Origin of the sequence: Undibacterium hunanense (assembly GCF_014284335.1) — a bacterium.
GTDB classification, from domain to species: Bacteria; Pseudomonadota; Gammaproteobacteria; order Burkholderiales; family Burkholderiaceae_D; genus Undibacterium; species Undibacterium hunanense.
Genome location: NZ_JACOGF010000004.1, coordinates 430,729 through 450,729, shown reverse-complemented (window position 1 = coordinate 450,729; position 20,001 = coordinate 430,729). Strand labels below are relative to the sequence as shown.

Here is a 20,001-nt window from a genome sequence, read left to right as displayed (position 1 = left end):
AATCCAACGATTCTTATCATCAGATACAGGCAGAGCGGATTTTGTGACAGCGTAAAGACGGCGAGCGAACCGTATTATGGCACTGCCCCACAGCCCTATTCACGAATCTTACATAAAAATCGCCTGCCAGCCACTCGCTGGCATGATCAGGTTTTCTTTTTCCCTGGCCACATCCTTGGCAGAAAATCTGGTGCAGTGGACCTTGTTTTTCAAAGGGTCGATGGCGTCGTTATTTGCTGGCAGATGGACTTCTTCGCTACCCTTGACCAGTACGATCTGGTTTTGGTCTGCATAACAAATTCCCACACCGTTAACCGATGGCATGAACAGGCGCAAGTACCAGGGTACCAGTTCCTTGATGGCGGATTGTGCCGCTTCTATGCTTTCGCTGATGTCGGCATATTTGAAGATATCTTGCGGCAATTTTGGCAAGAGCAGGATATTGACTTCCATCGACCCTTTTTTCTGGTTGGTCACAAACTCTGCACCGTCCGCATAGGCCGTAGCATCCAGCGGTACGGTGACATAACCGGTGGGCGATATGTCCAGTTGTTGATGTGTATTCTTACCGTCGAGATAAATATTCAGATTGGGTAGCGGTGCATGGGATTTGGCAGAAGTAATGCGTATCAGTATCTGTACCTTGTCCTTGCTTGCGCCACGTACTTTGGATATCAGCTCATACGCAACTTTATAAGGCAGAATGGCCGGGTCCCTGACGGCTTTGACTTCTACACTTGGCAACTCTTCAGCCGCACTGGCGGAGGTGCTTGCAGTCGAGCTTGCGGCTGAACTTGCCGGCGCATTGACCTGGGCTTGCGCCTGGTCGATTGACAGGGTCAGCGATGCGCTCAGCAATGCCAGCATGAATGCAAGTTTGGCGACAGGTCTTGAGAAAGCAGGGGCAGGACTAAAAACAGAATGCATGGTGAAGATTCCTTGAATTATTATTTGGATGGCTAGGGAACAATGTATCCATGCCATCAGTTCATGCTTGCCTCGAACTTGCCTCGAACAACACCGTCCAATCCTTCAATTGGCACAGCAAGCAAAACCATAATTCAAAGTGTCGCCACTTTTAGTGATTGGTACTATATTTTTGAACAAAGTACTAAAATCTCACCCATATAGCACTATATAACAGCACCATTTTGCAGATGTCTTCTATATCAGCACATCATTTCACCTCTATCGCCTCCACCCTGATCACTTCGCAAGCACCAGCCCCGGTATCGTCACGTGTCAGCGATGAACGCCAGTGCCAGCCATCGGCAGCAGTCGCTTCTACCAGTTGACCGCGTATGGTGACGACCTGGCCGACGCGTACTGCCTTCATCTTTTTTTCCAGTTCGGGGGTGGTCGGTATCAGGTGCATATTGGCGCTGTGGCTGGCTATTTCGGCTGGAGGACGTGGCGGTTCATTGTCCCAGTGATAGTGATAGAAGCGATTGCCCTGACCTATCGACAGTTTATCGAGCACGGCAGAATCTGACATCGCACCCCAGCCCAGGGCCAGGTCTACGGGTGACAATTCAGCCTCGCGATCGGAAGAATAGGTTTCTTTGGACAGTACGCGTGCTTCTACCGTAAATTCTGCCAGTGCTTTGAGCTTGTAATTATTTTGCTGATACTCGGGTCCACGATCAAGCATGGTCTGTACAGGATCATTGGGTGCAATGCTGCCAGGGGGCACGGCTACAGACCGCCCACGCCATTGGTATATCGCACCAAATACAATTAAAGCCACCAGGATCCATCGCCATGAAAACATGCTTGCCTCTGTAGATAAAAGATATGAAAACCGTTGCGACTTCAGACAAACTCCCCTCTGTCGTCAACAGCGAGGCCGCTCCGCCTTATAAAGGGTCAATTCCACAACAATTCATGCAAATTGTCTTACAGCCATGATATTTGAAATTTGATGTAAGGTATATTGCGCATGGGCTCAATATCGCGAGCGTCTGTGAAGGAAGCGACATTGCGGTAAGCTGAGCAGCACAATATCCATCAATTCACTGTCAAGCTGTACATTATGCAAGCAATCTACTTCTGCGGCGACACACATGGCAACTTTCAGCATGTGATAGACGTCGTCCTGGCGAATCGCCCTGCTGCCATCATTTTTTTGGGTGATCTGCAAGCAAGGCAGCCGCTGGAGCAGGAGTTGGCCGCCATTATGGGCAGTACCGACATCTGGTACATCCATGGCAACCATGATACCGATACAGACGAAGATTATGATCATCTGTTCGGTTCGGCCCTGGCTGGCCGTAATCTGCATGGGCGGGTGGTGGATATAGCGGGTTACAGGATCGCTGGTCTGGGCGGGGTGTTTCGCGGGCATATCTGGATGCCGCCGGGCGCCAAACATTTTCAGACGCAAAGAGAATACAGCACCAAAGCAGGCAAGGAAAACCGCTGGCGCGAAGGCTTGCCTCGCAAGCATTACAGTTCCATCTTCCCTACCGACTACAACTACCTGGCCAGCCAGCGCGCTGATATCCTGGTAAGCCATGAAGCACCCAGCTCGCATCCGCATGGCTTTGCAGTCATTGATGAATTGGCGCGACGTATGCGCGTTACACGCTCATTCCATGGACACCACCACGACCGCATCGATTACAGCAAACAGCACGAACAGATGGGTTTCAAGGCGTTTGGTGTCGGCTTTCGTGGCGTGACGGATATCAACGGCGATGTCGTTGTAGCCGGTCAGTATGACCATGAAGTGCCGTGGGCGACGCTGAACAGGCGTTATTGAGCCGCCATGTTCGCTACACGCAGATCAATAACTTGATGCGTGCAGCGGCGACTAGCAACCACAACCTGGCAATTACAATCCTCGCGCCAAAGCGCCCAGCCGGGTGATATCGCTGATCAGGAATGAGGGCACACAGGCGATATGCTCGGAAGGTTTGGCCGGGCAATCCATACGATCTATCAACGACGCCGCACCACGTTTTGTCATAGTTTGAAACGCTGAATCGGTATTGCCATACGGGACAGTGGTGTCATCACGTCCATGGAAAAAGGAGATAGGTGATTGCGGCGTCCAGTCATAGACATTGCTTTGTACGGCAATGCTGGCATCGTCATCGTTGAGGAAATTATCCAGGAATGTCGGGTCAAAGCTGATATCGCTCTGACTGCCCAAGGCAGACGACAACAATAGATTGCGTACGTTCGCCCTGTCATTGGCACCGAGTTTTTTCAAGAATCCCGGACTGATAAGTGCGCCAAGAACAGGATTATCCTTGCGAATGGTATTCAGCATGGTATTCAATGTCAGCACGACATCGTACGGGCCTGCACCAAGAAACGTGCTGACTGGCAGCACGGTACTTGCAGTCTTGTTTTGAGTCAACAGACGCAACGTTGCCATCGATGCATAAGCGCCTTCAGAATAGCCCGTCAAAAACACCTGGCCATTGTCCGCAATCGCCTTCATCTGGCGCCACCGTGCAGTGGCTGTCATGAAATCAATCACAGAAACAGCAGTCGGTGTCGCCAGCAAATATGGATGTGGCAAGCCTTTGGTCGTGCCATAGCCAACATAATCGGCGGCACTGACCAGATACCCCATGGAAGCAAACAACACCGCAGGTTCGTCCGGCGTAGCATGGTTACTGGGTGCTTCGCTATCGGTTTTGATGGTGGCATGTTGATAGCTTAATACCGGGCTGGCCAGACTACTTGTCTTGCGCGGAATGGCAGCAAGACCGGATGCAGTGACTGTACGTCCACCAGCATCGGTCGTGGTGTAAGTGATTTTATAGGTATCGACGGAATACAGGGGTTTGACAACGGCTGCCACATCTTTGGGCAGTGTTGCCGTGACATCAGTGACATTGACCGTTTTAATAAAAGTGGCCACCTCAAAATGCCCGGCACCAGGAGGGTTGGCCACTTCTGGCGTCACGACCGGCGTGGTGCCCGTGTTTGAAGAACCGCCACCACCGCAAGCTGAAACCAACAATGTAGCCAGAACAGTAACCAGCGGCGCAATGAAAGGTTTAATAACAGGTTTATTGAGTAATGCTTTGCGGGACGAAGATACATGCAAGAAATCAGGTTTCATAGCTATTCCAATGGTGGCGGGCTGTGGCAGCAAGCTTTTGCCGCAACCACAGGGCCAGATATTGTGTCGAAACAGAATACTGACTCATTTCATCAACAATACTCTATACCGTCGCCAGCAACACGACTGCAGGAATAATTGTTACAACAGTTACTGCATTTAAAATACAGTGCGGCAACACAGACGGGCGCTGCGACTTAAATCATTGATTGCACAGCAAACCAGATTCACACACTAGCACTCATTTCATAAATACGTGCAGCGGCTTTTGTTTAGAAACGCGCCAACCCCAGTTGAGGTTGACACTCAGACTGGCTAACGAGATCACGCAGGCGCTAAGTGCAAAGCGTGCAATGCAGATTACGTCAGGCCATGGCCGCAACAACCGGCATGCTGTCAACAAACTGCTCAAAGCGAATGATCTTGCCATCCTTTAATTGCCACAGGTGGGCAACCCTGGCGCTGAAAGCTTTCTGGCTGATCTTATGCGTACCAGTATAAGTACCATAGGCCACGACCTTGTCATCACCAGCAACATAATCTTCGACCGTAAATTTATAGTCTGACCATTCTGTGGCGAGGCGCTGGAAGACGTTTTTTGCTATCTCGGCAAAGCCTGTATAGGTACCGGCATAAGGAAAGCCTTGTGCCTCTGTCCACCTGGCGTCGGCGGCCAGGTATTGTTGGAGATTCTTGCCGTTTTCTTCTGAAGTTTTTCCTTCATAAGTACTTTTGATGATGTCCAGATTAGTCAATTGCCCACCTCTTTCATGTGTAAATAGCATGGCGAACTGTTGTCCGCCATGCTCAAGGTATTGCTCAATGCATCAATGAAAACCGTCTTACCACTTCATCTCACCCTTGTTCACCTTGGCACCGATGTCCAGTGACAAACCTGGTGGCGCATCAGGGTAGGCTTTTTTCATGGCGTCGATGAGTTCTGCACTGGTCTTGGTGGCGGCTGCATTTTTTTCAAACGACAGCAGATAGCCCTTGGTATAAGTAATTGCACTGATATCAACCGTTGTGCCGGATTTCATGTGGCCAGGCACGACGATTTTCGGTTGCAGGGCTGCCATTTCATCCAGCTGCGCGACCCAGGCACTGCGTTCGGCCACGGTTTGGGTATCAGCTGTCCATACATGCATATTGCCGAACACACCGATGTTGCCGACAATGGCCTTGATTGATGGTATCCAGAAATAAGGGCGGTGTGCCAGCACACCCTGGTTACCACGCAATTCAACCACTTCACCGTCTACGGTCACACTATTGCCGCTCAATGCCTTGGGCAAGACCGGTGTGCGAGGCGCATTTGCACCCATTTTAGGGCCCCAGAAAGCAACCTTGCCTGCCAGCTTGGCGCTCAGTTTTTCCAGCACGGCTGGGGTAGCGACGACGTCGGCCTGCGGGAAAATTTCTTTCAGTGCTTCAACGCCAAAGTAATAATCAGGATCTGCCTGGCTGACCAGTATGGTTTTCAACTGCTTGCCACTGTCAAGGACATTGGCAGCAATCCGCAAAGCATCGGCACGGGTAAAACCGGCATCTATCACCAGGGCTTCTTTTTCGCCATACACCAGGGTGGAATTGACATTAAAACTATTGCCATCGGCGTTATAGACTTTGACTTGCAAGGGCGTAGCGGCTTCGGCAGAGGCAAAAGTGACAGCGAGTGTGGCGGCTAATACAGTGGTGCGTAACATGATGAACTCCTGATTTGAATTAAGTTTGAGCTGTGGTTTGAATCAGAAAGTGATTCAGTGCTTGTAGTTTAATTTCAATTTTCGAACAGATAAATACGATAAAATGCGCATAACCGTTTCAAATACAGAGCAAATAGAAAATAAATTATGGACAGACTGACGGCCATGCGGGTGTTTTGTGAGGTTGCTTCCAGCGGCAGTTTCAGTGCCACTGCCGACAAGCTGGACATGTCGCGTGCCATGGTGACGCGTTATGTAAGTGAACTGGAAAGCTGGCTGAATGCACGCCTGCTGCAAAGGACCACACGAAGCGTGACGCTGACCGATGCCGGTGAACAATGCCTGCGCCGCAGCCAGCAGATGCTGGCACTGATGGAAAGCATAGAAGAAGAAACCAGCAGCGACAACGTTGAATTGCGCGGCCAGTTACGCCTGACTTGCAGTACCTCATTTGCCTTTGGTCATCTGGCACGTGCCATCAGCAAGTTCCTGGCGCAGCACACTATGCTGAAGATCGATTTGCATGTGGGCGACAGCACCGTCAATCTGGTTGAGGCGCGTGTAGACCTGGCGATACGCATCAGCAGTGAACCCGACCCGCTGTTGATTGCACGACCACTGGCGGTATGTGATTCTGTCCTGGTGGCATCGCCTGCTTATGTCAGAACATCTGGCTTACCTGCACATCCGCAAGAGCTACCCAGTCATCGCTGTATGAGCCATGCCAATTACGGCCGCAACACCTGGCGCTTCCAGCGTGCTGATGAAGCCGTACTGGTTGATATTGCCAGCCACTTCAGCGCCAATGATGCGACCGTATTATTGCAGGCGGCGCTGGCTGACGGCGGCATCACCCTGCTGCCCACCTATCTGATGGCAGACCACCTGAGCAAGGGTCAACTGCAAGTCATATTGCCAGAATGGACGGCCCCTGTGATGACCATTTATGCCTTGTTTCCATCGCGCCGGCACTTATCCCCCGCCGTGCGGGCCTTGCTGGATTTTCTGGTGGAGGAATTTGCCAGTCAGCCGTGGTGATCTGATGATGGCGTCAACACACCGGTCCCGAAAATATTCGCGAACCGGTGTACCGACATCAGTAATACAGAATCAGTAATACATTTTCACCTGGGTGGCAAACCCATCTTTTCCAGCGTCAGGGTTTCATCGGCACGGCCCCAACCGCCATCGTTGACCTCTTCCACTAACACCATGGAATAAGGTCGGACTCCTTCACCGAAATACTCAACGAACATGGCGGTAGTGCGGTGGATGATTTCTTCCTTGCGGCTTGCATCGAGTATGCCTTCAGGGAATTTGAAATTGGCAAATGGCATGGTTTTCTCCTTGGTGTAAAAATATAAATGTGAAAATGACGCAGATTAGAACCTGTCATCAGAATTTTGAGCAGCACATGAGCCCGAGTCGACTCCGATTGCGCTCGCGCAGTAAGATCGTAAGCAGGTTCTTAAACGTAGCCGCCGTTGACGCGTAGCACTTGCGAATTAACCCAGGCACCGTCAGGGCCAGCCAGAAAGGCGACGGCAGCAGCGATCTCTTCAGGTGTGCCTATGCGTTCCATCGGTGCCATTTTGGCGATGTTGGTAATTTGTTCTTCGGTCTTGCCATTGAAGAACAGCTCGGTGCCCACCGGGCCGGGGGCGATGGCATTAACTGTGATGTCACGCCCGCGCAATTCATTGGCCAGTACATGAACCAGGCCTTCTACCCCCGCCTTGCTGGCAATATACGGCCCATAGGCGGGAAAAGATTTGGCAATCACGCTGGTGGACAATGCAATGATGCGACCGCCTTTTTCCACGTGCTGGGCCGCCTGGGCCAGTACCAGAAAAGCGCCACGCAGATTGGTGGCAATGACCTTGTCAAAAGCATCCAGATTGCTGTCATTGATGGTTGCCATGGGCATGACGCCAGCACTATTGACGACCACATCAATGCGGCCAAATACTTCTTTGCCTGTTGCAAACAATTTCGCCACATCCTCCGGCCTGGCAACATCGCCCTGCACGGCGATGGCCTTGCCGCCAGCCGCCTGTATGGCAGTTACTGTTTCTTGCGCTTTACTGGCATTGCCGGCGTAATTGACCACAACGGCAAAACCATCTGCCGCCAGACGCAGCGCGATTGCCTGGCCTATGCCACGGGATGCGCCAGTGATGATGGCTGTTTTAGTTGCATCTTTATTCATGATTGACTCCGGTGATGTAAGACTACAGGACCATATCGCCTGTCTGGAATACACTTTAACCATTCAATAAAATGAGATAAATACTGATAAACTTAGAACATAATTCAACACAGCTCAACAATCATGGACAGACTGGATACTTTGCAACTATTCACCCGCATTGTCGAAACCGGCAGTTTTAGCCGGGCGGCAGATATGCTGGATGTACCCCGTGCCAGCGCTACCTATGCCATCAAGCAGTTGGAAGCACGATTGGGCACCCGCCTGCTCGAACGCACCACGCGTCAGGTCCGCACTACTCTCGATGGCCAGGCTTTTTATGAGCGTTGTGTGCATGTGCTCAGTGAACTGGACGATGCCGAAGCATCGATGCGGCATGTGGCCGCCAATCCACGCGGGGTCTTGCGGGTGGACATGCACGGCACCCATGCGACACAAGTGGTATTGCCGAAGATACATGAATTCCGTGACCGTTATCCCGGCATAGACCTGGTCATCAGCAGCGGTGACCGTCTGGTCGATCTGGTAAGGGAAGGTGTGGACTGCGTAATACGCGGCGGTAACCCGCGTGATTCAACATTGGTGGCACGCCGTCTGGCGATGATGCCGCAAGCAATTTGTGCCAGCCCGGCGTATCTGGCCAAATTTGGTACACCGCATCATCCGGACGATTTAATGCAGCATCAGGCTGTCAGGTTCTTTTCCAGTACCGGTACGATAGACTACCCTTTTGTGCTGAGCATTGATGGACAGGTGCAAGAGTTTAATGTCGGTGGCTGGATGTCAGTCAACGATGCCGAGAACTATGTCACCTGTGCAGAAAGCGGCTGTGGCCTGATCCAGCTGCCACGTTTTCATATCGCAGATGCCTTGCACGAGGGCCGCCTGGTAGAAGTGCTGGCTGACTGGCACAGCCCGCCATTGCAGGTTACCGCGCTCTACCCTTACCGCCGCCAGTTATCACCCCGCGTGCGCGTGTTTGTGGATTGGCTGGTGAGTTTGTATGAGCAGAAATTTGGGGTCTTACCTGTAACAATGAATGCTTAAACGCGCTTATTGAAATTTGCATAGCGGCACTATAAGGCAGGACTGAACATCTTGATTACGATATGAAGGAGCTAAAACAATCAGCCCAGCCTAAGCCCTTGATGCCGGACAAATTTTGTATCCGGCATCAGCTCAACAAATCACAAATCCACCATCACCTCAAAGCCGCCAAAAATCATGCGCTTGCCATCGCAAGGCATGGGGTTACTTTCAGAATTCAGACGCGGGTCTGCCATGACTTTTTCCCATGCCGCATTGCGCACTTCCTTTGACGGCCAGGTCATCCAGGAAAACACCACGGTTTCATCTTCCTTGCATTGCACTGCCAGGGGGAAGGAAGTCAGCTTGCCTGGCGGCACATCATCGCCCCAGCATTCGACAACACTGAGCACGCCGTACTCCTTGAAAACCGGCGAAGATTTTTCAGAATATAGCCTGTAAGCTTCACGGTTGGCATTGGGGACAGCGAGTACAAATCCATCGACGTATTTCATCTTTATTCTCCTGGGGTGAATTGAGCTTGAGGTGGGCTAAGGTGTGCCAGACGTGGCCTGTACAAGGCAAATTTCATTCTAGTTCATTCCACTCTCCAGGGTAATTTTATCTTCCTGCCCTGAAGCCGGCATGTGTTGCCATATCACTCTATAATTTGAAAACCACCATCCAAACCCTGAAAGTATCAACATGCGTTTAGCCTATTCCACCTGGCCGGAAATTACTGCATTCCTGGCGGATTCAAAAACCGTCATCATTCCTATTGGTTCGAATGAACAGCATGGCCCCATGGGTTTGCTGGGTACAGACTGGATGTGCCCCGAGATCATTGCCAATGCCGCTGAAAAAGTCGCGAGTGAAACTGGCGCAGCGATGATGCTGGCCCCCACTTTTAACATTGGCATGGCCCAACATCACCTGGGGTTTGCCGGCACCATTTCGCTACGGCCATCAACCTTCATGGCAGCAATTGAGGACTGGGTATTGTCACTGGCGCGTCATGGCTTTGATCACATTTATTTCTTGAATGGCCACGGTGGCAATATCGCCACAATAGAAGCGGCCTTCTCACAAATTTATTCGCACTATTCGTACAACAACAAAACCTGCCCGCTGACACTGAAGCTGAAAAACTGGTGGGATTTGCCTGGTGTTGCCACACTGTGCCACACGATGTTCCCGGTGGGCCACGGCTCGCATGCGACTCCATCAGAAATTGCCGTGACCTATGCGGCCTACCCTGATCAGGTCCGTCATGTCGAACTGACACCCAAAATCCCGCCTACCGGACCTATCCTCGACGCGCTTGACTACCGCGCCCGCTTCCCGGATGGGCGTATTGGCGCTGATTCCAGCCTGGCGACGATAGCGCTGGGGCAACAAATCATTGATACAGCAGTTCATGGCTTGCTTGCAGATATCAAGGAATTCAGCGCGACGGTAAAACCAGCTTAAATACTGAAAGAACTTTGCAAATGGAGATGACCGTATGATTTTGTCACTCTATTTGCCATTAATATAAGTCGCTGTAAGGTGTGACATCTGGTCTTTAAGCCCTCATATGGAACAACATTTCCACGCGGAAATCTGTTATTGTTTTCTGCGTGACCTCGCATGAAAAAGATCTGGACTTTGCAATTGCATGTCCTACATTTGAAGTTCGACCTGTTTCGTGCCTGATGACAATAAGATGCATTGGTCACCCATGCCAACAATTAAACCGGAGACATCATGAGACACCTTTTCAAAAGCATTTTCCTGGCTTTATCCTTGTCCCTGCTTACTCAGGGCCTAGCTTTTGCAGACGAACACGCATCGGCGCAAGACGCGATAAACATGATCAAAAAAGTTATCGCCTACTATAAAGCCAATGGTCCCGAAAAAACCTATGCCGCAGTGAACGACCCCAAAGGCCAGTTCATCTACAAGGATTTGTATGTGTTTGCCGGTACGGTCAAACCTGGTGGCGTTACCCTGGCGCACGGCGGCAACCCCAAATTACTGGGCAAACCCCTGGGTGAATTACGCGATGGTGATGGCGTTTTCTTCGTCAAGAAAATCAATGAAGTCGCAGGCAGCAAAGAAGGCAAGGGATGGGTTGACTACAAATGGCCCAACCCTGTGACCAAGGCGCTGGAACAGAAAAGCACTTACGTAGAACGGGTTGACGAGATTTATTTTGCTTGCGGTATCTATAAATGAATCTGACCCAGTTCATGCTTTGCCCTGTTCCATTTTGTTCTGCTTTTATTCTGCCTTTTATTCGTAATTGTTAGTCACCGTACTGCCGGACTGGTCGTGATTTTTTAACACGACCAGTCATGGCAATCAAATCTCCTCCGGCCATCTAATGTTAAAATGGCACCTGGCAGGTAAACAGCCTGTTCTTTACTTCTCGCTTTCATCCTGATCTGCATGCGTTTTTACTGTCGGTATCCAGGTATATGGAGCGCATTTACCTCTATTCTTGCCTTTATTTTTTATGCCATATATCGGAGTAGGTTTTCACATTCTGGTTGCCTTGTTTTTTGCAGTGCATGCTGTCCGTAACGGACGCGAAATGTACTGGCTGATGATTTTATTCATGTTCCCGCTTCTGGGTAGCGTCGTGTATTTTTTTGCGGTATACCTGCCAGAGACAAAGCTGGAACGCGGCATGCGCAAAACCGTGACGGCAGCAGCCAAAACACTGGATCGCGGACGTGATGTGCGTGAAGCAAAAAAAGCATATGACCTGGTACCTACGGCACAAAATCAAACACGCCTTGCCGAGGCCTATCTGGATGCGGGTGACACTGCACAGGCGGTACAGCATTATGATCTTTGCCTGCAAGGTCCCTTTGCCAGGGATGCAGAAATCCGCATGAATGCGGCGTATGCAAAAATACTGCACGGCCAAAGCACTGATGCGATTGCATTGCTGGAAGCGGTACGCAAAGAACAGCCCAACCACAGGCCAGAACAGCAGGCATTGTTGCTGGGACAGGCCTATGTCAGTGCTGGCCGCCAGCAAGAAGCTGGTGTGATATTCGCTGATGCTGTTGCAAGATTTGGCAGCATGGAAACCCGCGTTGAATATGCCATCTGGGCTTTGCAGGCAGGCGAACAAAGTATTGCTGACAGCTTGTATGCAGAAATCCAGCAAACCATGAAGCATTGGAGCAGAGATACCAAATCCCTGAACAGTGATTTGGTAAAGCGTCTCAACAACGCGTTTTCCAGCCGCAACTGATGGCGGGGCTGCTGCCAGCCGAACCGGGCCATGCCCGGCTCAAGCTATGAATTGATCAACAGCACGCTCAATACCAGTACGACCATCACCCATACCATCATGCTGCGGCGGGTAATGATGCTGATGGCCAGCAAAGACAATCCCAGTGTGACTGGAAATATACTGCGCAAGCTGATAGTGACCATGATGCAGGCAACAAACTGCAACAAAATCGACCACCACGGTATAGGCCGTAATTTGAAAACAACGGGCTGCTCATCGGAAACAGGGGCTGCATCGTCGCGATTACGCTTACTTGCGTTCGCCCGAACTGGTTGAGGTGTTACCACCTGGCGTTGTGCATAACTTTGTGTCTGATTTTCGCGCACTGGTGCTTTAGCCTGCGTATCTTTGCCTTGCTTTGCTTCTTTCAATGCCTGTTTTTCGGCCTGCTTTTCAGCCTGTTTCTGTTCAGCCAGTTGCTGCGCTGTCAGTTCCAGCACCGGCACCGCGGCTTCTTTCACCTGCCACCAGTCCTTACCGTTAGCGCGTAATGGTGTATTACCGGCCGCAACCTGCTGGCGCAGGCTCAGACGTGGTGGGCGTGCAGAATGCGCAGGCACCGATGTCGGCGCAGCATATACGACTCGCAATTGTTTGACGCGTTGCAGCCATGGCTGGCCCTTGGCCGGATTGACCATGCAGATATAGCGCGCATATCCTTCCAGCGCGGACAGCACATCAGTATTGCCATTCCAGTGATAGCCAGCCGGGCCATTTTTCTCTACCTTATGCAAGGTCGCACGGAAACGATGCAGGGTCCTGGCGTCTATCGTCGGGCTGTGATTGACGACGATGCCGGTGACTTCCTGCTTCTGGCTATGCCGCATGATGCGTTGCTTGTCGGGATGCAGGGTAAAACCTTCGTCAGCGATGATTTGTTTAACACGCCACAACAATTTTCCTACCGGCGGACGTTCTTTCTGCTTGCTGGAAAAAGTCAGATCATCGGCATAGCGGGTATAGACAAAACCCAGTTTGCTTGCGGCAGCATGCAGGCGTTTGTCCAGCCCATGGCAAAGAATATTCGTGATCATGGGGCTGGAAGGTGCACCCTGTGGCAAGCTGCGCTTTTTACCGGCGACAAAATATCTTTGCGTATCGACACGCACTTCTTCGCTTGCCTGTTCCGTACACAGCAAACCCAGCAAGGTGGCAATCTGGTCGCCATAACCCAGCGATTTAAAAACGCCCTTCACACGCGCATATTCTATGCTGGGAAAAAAATCTTTCAAATCCAGATTGATGACGACTGCCTGGCCAACATGTGGCAAGGCATTGCTGAGTATCGAATGTTGCGGCAAGAAGCCATGGGCAGCTGGATGGCAAGGCACCTTGCTGAGTATATGATCCAGCACCCAGTACTGGCAGCGCTTGAGGCGCGGCATCGGAGCAGAAATATAGCGCAGACCACCAGTCTTTTTTGGTATGGAAAAACGCTGGTAATGACTGACCTGGCTGACCTTGCGCTGGAAACTCATGAAACGCAGTTCTGCCAGGGGAATGCCTAGCGCCGTTGCCAGCTCTGGTGCTTTTTGCAGCACTGGCAATTGATAGCGTGCCAGTTTTTCTATATCGGTCGTGGTGTAATTCAATCCGCTGGAAACAGCTTCGCCCAGATAGCCGATATCGTTCTGGCGTTTTTCCTGCCAGGCCAGGGCTTTGGCATGGCGCAGTTGCGCATGTTTTTGCCGGGTCTGTTCACGTTTTTCTTTTGCCGCTGCCATACGCTGTTTGCGCATGTCGCGCAGGGCCGCCTTGGGGTCATGTACATGCTGTAACTGACTGGTCAGCTCTCTGAGCATGCTGCTCAATTGTGCTTCGCGCTGTATCAATTCTTCAGTTACGCTGGGCTTGCCAGTGTCTGCGGGCCAAAAGCCCAGGCGGCGCATTTCCTGCAACACCACGGCATCTTTAGTGGTGGTACGGACGTGGGCATACAATTCGTCGCGTGTCATCTGTGACAGTGGCGGCGACGTGACGGAAGCAGATTGCTTGTTTTGTGTCATGACTCTGGTCTCTGAATTCCCCCCGCAGGTAAAGCCATGCAGTAAGAATTCACGTTTTCCAAATAAAGCAAAAAACGGTGAGACAGACAAAGAAAAGAAAAAGGCAGGAAGCTCATCGAAGAGCCTTCAGACTGAGAGGCTCCACTCGACGCCGGATACGACTGCTGGCGCGAATGGGGTTCACGGAATCCACATCGTCATTGCGCCAGCAGTCGTATCCGGCACAGTGAAGAGAAACTCAGTGATGCATAGCTAAGCAAAGTACATGGATGGCGATACACCATCCGGATTGCAAGAGCCTTCCTGCCTTGTTCGATTTTACTGTCTATCTCACCCCCTGTAAATTGTTTTAGTTAAGACTTACGCAAAACCGCCCCAGCTGCGTTGCAGCTCCTCTCCAAGGAGCCGCGTACTAAAGTACTGTCTTCGTCGCTGTGCCTTGCTGGGGCGATTTTGCGTAAGTCCAATTAGTTAATATTTGCTATTTGTCTAATCGCCAGCATATGCTCACAAGGCCCACGAAACATGCGGTTACGCACATAGAAATCGCAACTGCAATTACCTTCAATGAGCCTGTCATCACTGTCCAGCCTGATCATGGTTTTGCTCAGTTTCTTGGTATTCGTGATGCTGGCGCTGACACTGGCTTTCCATTCGATACCACCATCGGCAATGCGTGCCGACTGCAGATCAAGTAACAGGTTTTTATGTACCAGTTGCGCAGCCAGGGCTTCACGTTCACTGGCAAAGCGCAGGCTGGCGACATTGATGGGTTCACGCACCAGATCACGCCAGCGCGCCACCTGGTCTACTGCATCGTACACAACCCGTCCCGCCTGCATGAGGCCAGTCAGGGCTGACGCCACCAGCTTGCCATCGATCTGCAATTGCTGCGCCAGGCTGGCAGTGCTGGCTGACCAGCGTGCCGACAAGGCTTGCGCTACCGCTTGTGAAGTGGCTTCATCCACATCGAGGCGTGGTGCCAGCAAATCGAACTGGCCGGCGCGCGACCAGTCATTCGCAGTCCAGCCAGACAAACCCAGGGTGTAATCCATATCAGGCAGATGTGCGATCCAGAAGCTGGGCAAACCCGTCCCCATGAGCATGACACTGAACCTGTCAGTGACGGCGATCAGTCGTTCCAGCGTCAGCAAACGGCGACGGCCCCAGATACGGACTTCGGCCGCCTGGTTGCCGGTAAAGATGGAACGCTGGCACACCAGCTTGATGCCCCAGGGTTCAAACAGCATGCTGACCGGCTTGCCAGGTTCCAGCAAAAAGCGGATCGAACGCGGCCCTACCCTTTCAGTTTTTCGACGCAGGACGTGGCAGATACTGTGTACATCCATGGGATGCAGTTCCAGCTTGTGAGCCGGCATGGACATGGCGGTACTGACTTGCAGGAAACCGCGCATCCAGCTATCGGGCAAATCGATCTTGGCTTCATGGTATTGCTCATCATGGCCAGTCTGGACCTGGAAACCATCTGCCTGGATTTCAAAGCGGGTTTCCTTGTAGGCGCGTATCTTCTGGAATTCTTCGTACAGCGACGCGGAGTAATCGATATTCGTGGTGCCGCAAGCAAATTCACCCAGATGCCTGAAGACATCGTGGCGGCAGCTCAGGCTGGCATAGGTCGATTCGTCACGGCTGAAACATTCAAAAAATACCTTGTCAGGATGCACGGTAATGACCGGATCCAGCACGATCCACATGTCGCGGTTTTCGCGGTACAGGTGATCAAAGTATGCACGCTGGGCCTTATAAAAAGGCTGCATCATTTCGTGTTTCTGGTTTTGTACCTTGGTCAGTTCTGCACGTAACGGCTTGATTTTTTCACGCAAGTCTTTTTCCTGCGCCATGAAATCAGCCAGCAGGCTGGCTTCATTTTCAGCCAGCCAGGCAAAATAGCCAGTGCGGTCCTTGGGTTGCGTGCGCAGGTCAGATACCACCACATCATGCATGGCGCTGATGGCTTCACGGTATGCCAGGGCCAGTGATGGTTGCAGGGTGGCGGCAAAATAAGTCGGTGTGCGCAAGGTATCTGGCGCAAACTGCATATTGGTTGCAGTTGCACTGTCATTCACCTGGCTATTGCCAAAATAGCGGTATTCAAACTTCATACAGACTCCGCAGAAATAACAGCTTGCACGGTTGCCATTGCCAGAATGCGCGGTGCCACCACCTGCACCGGCCAGTCCGGCTCCTGTGCCAGTGCCGGGTACAGGTCCTGTAATTGGGTCAGGCCAACAATGTACTGTGCCTTGTCCTGTATCGCTACCGTCAGAACCTGGCGGGTAAATATCTGCGCCACAAACTGTGCATGACTGGCTGAAAGCACGCCTTGCTGTTGCAAAAAGCTGATAACGCGATTTTTGACAGTACGTGCCTTGTTCACATGAGACAGGACACTCAGGAAATATGGGCGCAGTTGTTGTAGATTGTGCAGTGCCTGCGGCATGTCGGATGCGGCATGGATGCTTTGTTCCAGCCACTGGCTGACGAATAACTGCATGCTGGCAGCCGGGTGCTGACTCAGGCTCAGTACATACTCGGTAGCGTCTTCCGCCCGATAATGACGGGTAATCAATTGCCGGCCCAGTCTTTGCACGGCGGCTTGCGGATGGTCACACAGGGCCAGTAACTGTGCCAGACTCCATTCATCGGCATTGATGTAACGGGCAAAGAAATCGGTGGCAAAGGCCCGTGTCTCTGGCCAGCGGGTATCCAGTATGCGCAAGGCATTATCCAGGTCAGCCCGTATCAGTGACAGGTTATTTGAAAAATACGCTTGCGCCAGTAACCTGACCTGCAACACGGCATGCCGGCCCAGCAAGGCCCATTGCAACACACCCAGGCTGGCCGCCAGCGGTGAATCTGGATGTGACAGCAGTATGGCTCCCATCTCTTGCGCGCCCTTGCTGCGTGCCTGCAATAAACGCCATTGCTGATCAGTATCCTGCACCAGCGTCGCCGCCAGCAAGGGACCACTGCACCAGCGCAGAATGTCTGCATGCAGGCTGTCTTCACCATCTGTGGTATCACTGCGGAAGAGTGCATCAAAAAAATGTACCAGCAATTTTTCCGAAAATACCGGGTGTGCCGCCAGATCATTGATCACGGCTGTCATGGCAGCACGCACGCGTGCGTCATCAGCTGTCGCCAGACTGCCGACCAGATCCGGCTGCTCCAGCAAGACAGCAGACGGCAAGGCCGCAAACAAGCGGCTCCCCAGACTTTGCCTGCCCGCATCACTGTCTTGCAGTAAACCACGCAACACCTGTGGCGACACATGGGCGATACCAGCAGGATGCGTAACCAGAATATCGGTTGCCAGTGACTGTTGCCAGAAATGCCGTGCATTCAATAACTCACACCAGCTTGCCAGCTCTGCATCTGACAATTGCGCCACATGGTCGGCCAGCAGATTTTGTATCAGCCATTGCAAATCATCCTGCAATACGGCGATGTCCTGGGCACTTTTTTCAGTAAGCTGCACCCAGGTCGCGAATTGCCGCAACAGGTTTTGTCGTGTAGCAGCCTGCGCAGCTTGCGCCAGCAAACGACAACTGGCACGGACACCCGGCAAGGGGTTGGTGATCATGGCCAGTAGCAGGCCTGGTTGCTGCGCATAATTTTCTGGTGTCTTGCTGATGAATTCCAGCGCGAATTCTGCCGCTGGTGAGAAACCTGCATTCAGCAAGATCAATAACCAGTTCAGGTCCGGAGTTTGCCCGGCAAAGCGTTGCCGTATCACGGCAAATGCCATTTCCTTGGTAGGCAAATAAGCACTTTGCAGCAGTTGCTGCAATTGTTGCAAATCCAGTTGCTGACAAAATGCGGTGTTGTCGATCAAGGCGCGTGCAGCAAAGGCATGCACCCCCAGGCAACGGCTTTGTTGCAACAGACTCAGTAATTGTTCTGGCGCGGCATCCCACAAATGCGGAAAAGCTTCCTGCCTGACCTGACGCTGCGGATACACCAGGGATTCTGACTGCGCCGGCTGCCACCAAAGCTTCGCCGTGCGACTGGTTTTGATTTCTGACTGATGCCGGTGCAGCAACTGGTTGAACAACATCCATTGTCCATAGGGACTGATGTAGCGCAATTCGGTGTCATAGGCGCGCGTACTGCGGTTCCATTCGACCAGTCTTTGTATGCGTGCCACATTGGCCTGGGCATCATCACAGGCCAGCAAAACCCCGGTCGCCAGGGTGACAAAATCGGGGCTTTGCAATTCACCCAGACGCCGTAGGCTGCGCCAGCTGCGGCGGCGCAGATAATTACGCGTCAGGCTGGAATAGGCAACCCGGGTATCGGCTTTTTTAACCTCATCGGCATAACGTACGTAGCGCCGCTCAAGATGTATGCGGTCACTATGTGCAGCAAGCACGAATAGCGGCCAGGCTTTTTCAAAGCGTTGATGCAAGATACCAAACAGCTCCGCATCGACACGAAATTCTGCCGCCTTGTACAAATGACGAAAAGCGCGAAATACCTGGGTGCTGACCGGCAGGTTTTTCAATTGCTGCAACAACAGGGGCCGCGCCAGGGTAGATATACCAGACAAGGCGATGCAATCAAGTTGTTCCAGCCAGTCATCGTGACGCCAGTTCTTCCAGTTTGACGCAGAAGGCAGGGCAAACATGATTTCTTCGACATTTTGCGACTGCTCTGCCTTTTGCCAGGCTGTCTGCAATTCATCCGGCCAGGTCGCGATCAGGTCGCGTGCATGCTGTTGACGGCCCGGCACATCAACCAGTGTCAACCACGCCTGCCTGGCAATTTGCACGACATGCGCATACTGCGAGCGCTGGCTTAGGGCCTGCATGGCCTGGGCGGCCCCGGCATCACCACAACGACCAATGGCATACGCCAGGCAATAATCGAGCATGGCATTGCCGGTTTCCAGCAGTTCCACCATGCGTGGCACTGCTGCCCGCATACGCCGTTCACCTATGCGCCAGACGGTACGGCTGCGTTCAATCTGCGACAGGCCTGACCAGGCACGTGGCTGCAATCGGTCCAGCAGAATTTTTTCCTGCCCTGCTACTGAAGAGGGGCGGGCAATCTTGCCTGGTAATACCTGCGCTGAATGTCCCCATTGCATGGCATCGCTGACAGCAGGCTCTGCCTGAACAGGATGGATGCTGTTATTTGCCAGCGCCGTGTCGACAAAACCCTGTTCCAGTTTACTGGTCAGGCTTTGCGCAAAAAGTGCCTCTGCCTTGTCGAGGCTGACGGCAAATGGTGTTTTGGTGCTTTCCTGCCATTCGGCATCAAGATGCCCTTCGCGCAGATTGACCAGGTATAAGGCAGTGTCACCGGCTATCTGTGGTGCTTGTGGTGTCTGTGGCGCCTGAATTAACTCAATCTCGCAATGCCTTTCACTGGGCTTGCTACGCCTGAGTTTGACCAATTTGATGATGCCTTGCATAAGCAATGCTCCGGACAAAATGAATAAGTTGCGATCATCGCTGCGGCTGATACAGCTGATATGGCTGATATAGCATGATGATGCCACATTGCAACATCCTGCAACATCTGGCAACACCTGACAACGCATAACTGCACATGACACTGCTCGGTACTACCTGCCACAGCCACAAAAGCGAAGCATTATGACATCTTTTTTTAAAGATGCAGCTTCTCTTACGTTTGCATACAAACCTGATCAAGACTGCCGC

The 20,001-nt window shown here is 52.0% G+C and carries 17 protein-coding genes; 6 read left to right on the top strand and 11 right to left on the bottom strand.

Annotated elements, in window-relative coordinates; all coding sequences use genetic code 11:
• Window positions 1–108: 108 nt before the first annotated feature.
• Both H8L32_RS10730 and H8L32_RS10725 read right to left on the bottom strand, forming a co-directional pair.
• Complete coding sequence (locus H8L32_RS10730) at window positions 109–927, bottom strand: hypothetical protein (protein ID WP_186947174.1); 819 nt, start codon at window positions 925–927, stop codon at window positions 109–111.
• Between the two features lie 250 nt (window positions 928–1,177).
• Window positions 1,178–1,771: a hypothetical protein gene (locus tag H8L32_RS10725; protein WP_186947173.1), complete on the bottom strand. Its 594-nt coding sequence runs from the start codon at window positions 1,769–1,771 to the stop codon at window positions 1,178–1,180.
• Between the two features lie 261 nt (window positions 1,772–2,032).
• Between H8L32_RS10725 and H8L32_RS10720 the strand changes: the two genes are divergently transcribed.
• Complete coding sequence (locus H8L32_RS10720; RefSeq protein WP_186947172.1) at window positions 2,033–2,761, top strand: metallophosphoesterase family protein; 729 nt, start codon at window positions 2,033–2,035, stop codon at window positions 2,759–2,761.
• A 72-nt stretch (window positions 2,762–2,833) separates the two neighbouring features.
• On the opposite strand, the gene H8L32_RS10715 is transcribed toward H8L32_RS10720, so the two are convergent.
• The 3 genes from H8L32_RS10715 to H8L32_RS10705 form a co-directional block, all read right to left on the bottom strand.
• On the bottom strand, window positions 2,834–4,078 hold the full coding sequence (locus H8L32_RS10715; protein WP_186947171.1) for a lipase family protein: 1,245 nt from the start codon (window positions 4,076–4,078) through the stop codon (window positions 2,834–2,836).
• Between the two features lie 365 nt (window positions 4,079–4,443).
• Window positions 4,444–4,863, bottom strand: a complete 420-nt coding sequence (locus H8L32_RS10710; RefSeq protein WP_222619317.1) for a nuclear transport factor 2 family protein — start codon at window positions 4,861–4,863, stop codon at window positions 4,444–4,446.
• A gap of 57 nt (window positions 4,864–4,920) precedes the next feature.
• Window positions 4,921–5,784, bottom strand: coding sequence for an MBL fold metallo-hydrolase (locus H8L32_RS10705; protein WP_186947170.1), 864 nt, complete (start codon window positions 5,782–5,784; stop codon window positions 4,921–4,923).
• Window positions 5,785–5,931: 147 nt separating this feature from the next.
• On the opposite strand from H8L32_RS10705, the gene H8L32_RS10700 reads away from it, so the two are divergent.
• Window positions 5,932–6,822 (top strand): LysR family transcriptional regulator, encoded by an 891-nt coding sequence (locus H8L32_RS10700; protein ID WP_186947169.1) that lies wholly within the window; start codon window positions 5,932–5,934, stop codon window positions 6,820–6,822.
• An 86-nt stretch (window positions 6,823–6,908) separates the two neighbouring features.
• Here H8L32_RS10700 and H8L32_RS10695 read toward each other — a convergent pair whose 3' ends face one another.
• A complete protein-coding gene (locus tag H8L32_RS10695; protein WP_186947168.1) occupies window positions 6,909–7,121 on the bottom strand; it encodes a tautomerase family protein in 213 nt (70 codons plus the stop codon).
• Between the two features lie 131 nt (window positions 7,122–7,252).
• A complete protein-coding gene (locus H8L32_RS10690; protein ID WP_186947167.1) occupies window positions 7,253–7,993 on the bottom strand; it encodes an SDR family oxidoreductase in 741 nt (246 codons plus the stop codon).
• A 123-nt stretch (window positions 7,994–8,116) separates the two neighbouring features.
• Here H8L32_RS10690 and H8L32_RS10685 point away from each other — a divergent pair, with 123 nt between their 5' ends.
• Window positions 8,117–9,040, top strand: coding sequence for a LysR family transcriptional regulator (locus H8L32_RS10685; RefSeq protein ID WP_186947166.1), 924 nt, complete (start codon window positions 8,117–8,119; stop codon window positions 9,038–9,040).
• Window positions 9,041–9,180: 140 nt separating this feature from the next.
• Here H8L32_RS10685 and H8L32_RS10680 read toward each other — a convergent pair whose 3' ends face one another.
• Entirely contained in the window at window positions 9,181–9,534 is a 354-nt protein-coding gene (locus tag H8L32_RS10680) for a DUF1428 domain-containing protein (RefSeq protein ID WP_186947165.1), read from the bottom strand.
• Window positions 9,535–9,724: 190 nt separating this feature from the next.
• Between H8L32_RS10680 and H8L32_RS10675 the strand changes: the two genes are divergently transcribed.
• The 3 genes from H8L32_RS10675 to H8L32_RS10665 all read left to right on the top strand — a co-directional run bounded on the left by H8L32_RS10675 (window position 9,725) and on the right by H8L32_RS10665 (window position 12,266).
• The gene (locus H8L32_RS10675; RefSeq protein ID WP_186947164.1) at window positions 9,725–10,489 is read left to right on the top strand and encodes a creatininase family protein; all 765 of its coding nucleotides are present in this window, start codon (window positions 9,725–9,727) and stop codon (window positions 10,487–10,489) included.
• 276 nt (window positions 10,490–10,765) lie between these two features.
• The gene (locus H8L32_RS10670) at window positions 10,766–11,236 is read left to right on the top strand and encodes a cache domain-containing protein (protein ID WP_186947163.1); all 471 of its coding nucleotides are present in this window, start codon (window positions 10,766–10,768) and stop codon (window positions 11,234–11,236) included.
• Window positions 11,237–11,618: 382 nt separating this feature from the next.
• Window positions 11,619–12,266 (top strand): tetratricopeptide repeat protein, encoded by a 648-nt coding sequence (locus H8L32_RS10665; protein ID WP_230412147.1) that lies wholly within the window; start codon window positions 11,619–11,621, stop codon window positions 12,264–12,266.
• Between the two features lie 44 nt (window positions 12,267–12,310).
• Here H8L32_RS10665 and H8L32_RS10660 read toward each other — a convergent pair whose 3' ends face one another.
• From H8L32_RS10660 to H8L32_RS10650, 3 genes are all read right to left on the bottom strand, one after another.
• A complete protein-coding gene (locus tag H8L32_RS10660; protein ID WP_186947161.1) occupies window positions 12,311–14,314 on the bottom strand; it encodes a reverse transcriptase family protein in 2,004 nt (667 codons plus the stop codon).
• A gap of 467 nt (window positions 14,315–14,781) precedes the next feature.
• Entirely contained in the window at window positions 14,782–16,437 is a 1,656-nt protein-coding gene (locus tag H8L32_RS10655) for a beta-propeller domain-containing protein (RefSeq protein WP_186947160.1), read from the bottom strand.
• Window positions 16,434–19,751, bottom strand: coding sequence for a hypothetical protein (locus H8L32_RS10650; protein ID WP_186947159.1), 3,318 nt, complete (start codon window positions 19,749–19,751; stop codon window positions 16,434–16,436). The genes H8L32_RS10655 and H8L32_RS10650 overlap by 4 nt, the downstream gene beginning before the upstream one ends.
• Window positions 19,752–20,001: the final 250 nt, after the last annotated feature.

What these genes read in the sequence shown, in the direction of transcription:
- H8L32_RS10730 (WP_186947174.1), bottom strand. Translation starts at nt 927, where the DNA reads ATGCATTCTGTTTTTAGTCCTGCCCCTGCTTTCTCAAGACCTGTCGCC.
- H8L32_RS10720 (WP_186947172.1), top strand. Translation starts at nt 2,033, where the DNA reads ATGCAAGCAATCTACTTCTGCGGCGACACACATGGCAACTTTCAGCAT.
- H8L32_RS10655 (WP_186947160.1), bottom strand. Translation starts at nt 16,437, where the DNA reads ATGAAGTTTGAATACCGCTATTTTGGCAATAGCCAGGTGAATGACAGT.
- H8L32_RS10710 (WP_222619317.1), bottom strand. Translation starts at nt 4,863, where the DNA reads ATGCTATTTACACATGAAAGAGGTGGGCAATTGACTAATCTGGACATC.
- H8L32_RS10650 (WP_186947159.1), bottom strand. Translation starts at nt 19,751, where the DNA reads ATGCAAGGCATCATCAAATTGGTCAAACTCAGGCGTAGCAAGCCCAGT.
- H8L32_RS10725 (WP_186947173.1), bottom strand. Translation starts at nt 1,771, where the DNA reads ATGTTTTCATGGCGATGGATCCTGGTGGCTTTAATTGTATTTGGTGCG.
- H8L32_RS10705 (WP_186947170.1), bottom strand. Translation starts at nt 5,784, where the DNA reads ATGTTACGCACCACTGTATTAGCCGCCACACTCGCTGTCACTTTTGCC.
- H8L32_RS10675 (WP_186947164.1), top strand. Translation starts at nt 9,725, where the DNA reads ATGCGTTTAGCCTATTCCACCTGGCCGGAAATTACTGCATTCCTGGCG.
- H8L32_RS10715 (WP_186947171.1), bottom strand. Translation starts at nt 4,078, where the DNA reads ATGAAACCTGATTTCTTGCATGTATCTTCGTCCCGCAAAGCATTACTC.
- H8L32_RS10665 (WP_230412147.1), top strand. Translation starts at nt 11,619, where the DNA reads ATGTTCCCGCTTCTGGGTAGCGTCGTGTATTTTTTTGCGGTATACCTG.
- H8L32_RS10680 (WP_186947165.1), bottom strand. Translation starts at nt 9,534, where the DNA reads ATGAAATACGTCGATGGATTTGTACTCGCTGTCCCCAATGCCAACCGT.
- H8L32_RS10685 (WP_186947166.1), top strand. Translation starts at nt 8,117, where the DNA reads ATGGACAGACTGGATACTTTGCAACTATTCACCCGCATTGTCGAAACC.
- H8L32_RS10690 (WP_186947167.1), bottom strand. Translation starts at nt 7,993, where the DNA reads ATGAATAAAGATGCAACTAAAACAGCCATCATCACTGGCGCATCCCGT.
- H8L32_RS10660 (WP_186947161.1), bottom strand. Translation starts at nt 14,314, where the DNA reads ATGACACAAAACAAGCAATCTGCTTCCGTCACGTCGCCGCCACTGTCA.
- H8L32_RS10670 (WP_186947163.1), top strand. Translation starts at nt 10,766, where the DNA reads ATGAGACACCTTTTCAAAAGCATTTTCCTGGCTTTATCCTTGTCCCTG.
- H8L32_RS10700 (WP_186947169.1), top strand. Translation starts at nt 5,932, where the DNA reads ATGGACAGACTGACGGCCATGCGGGTGTTTTGTGAGGTTGCTTCCAGC.
- H8L32_RS10695 (WP_186947168.1), bottom strand. Translation starts at nt 7,121, where the DNA reads ATGCCATTTGCCAATTTCAAATTCCCTGAAGGCATACTCGATGCAAGC.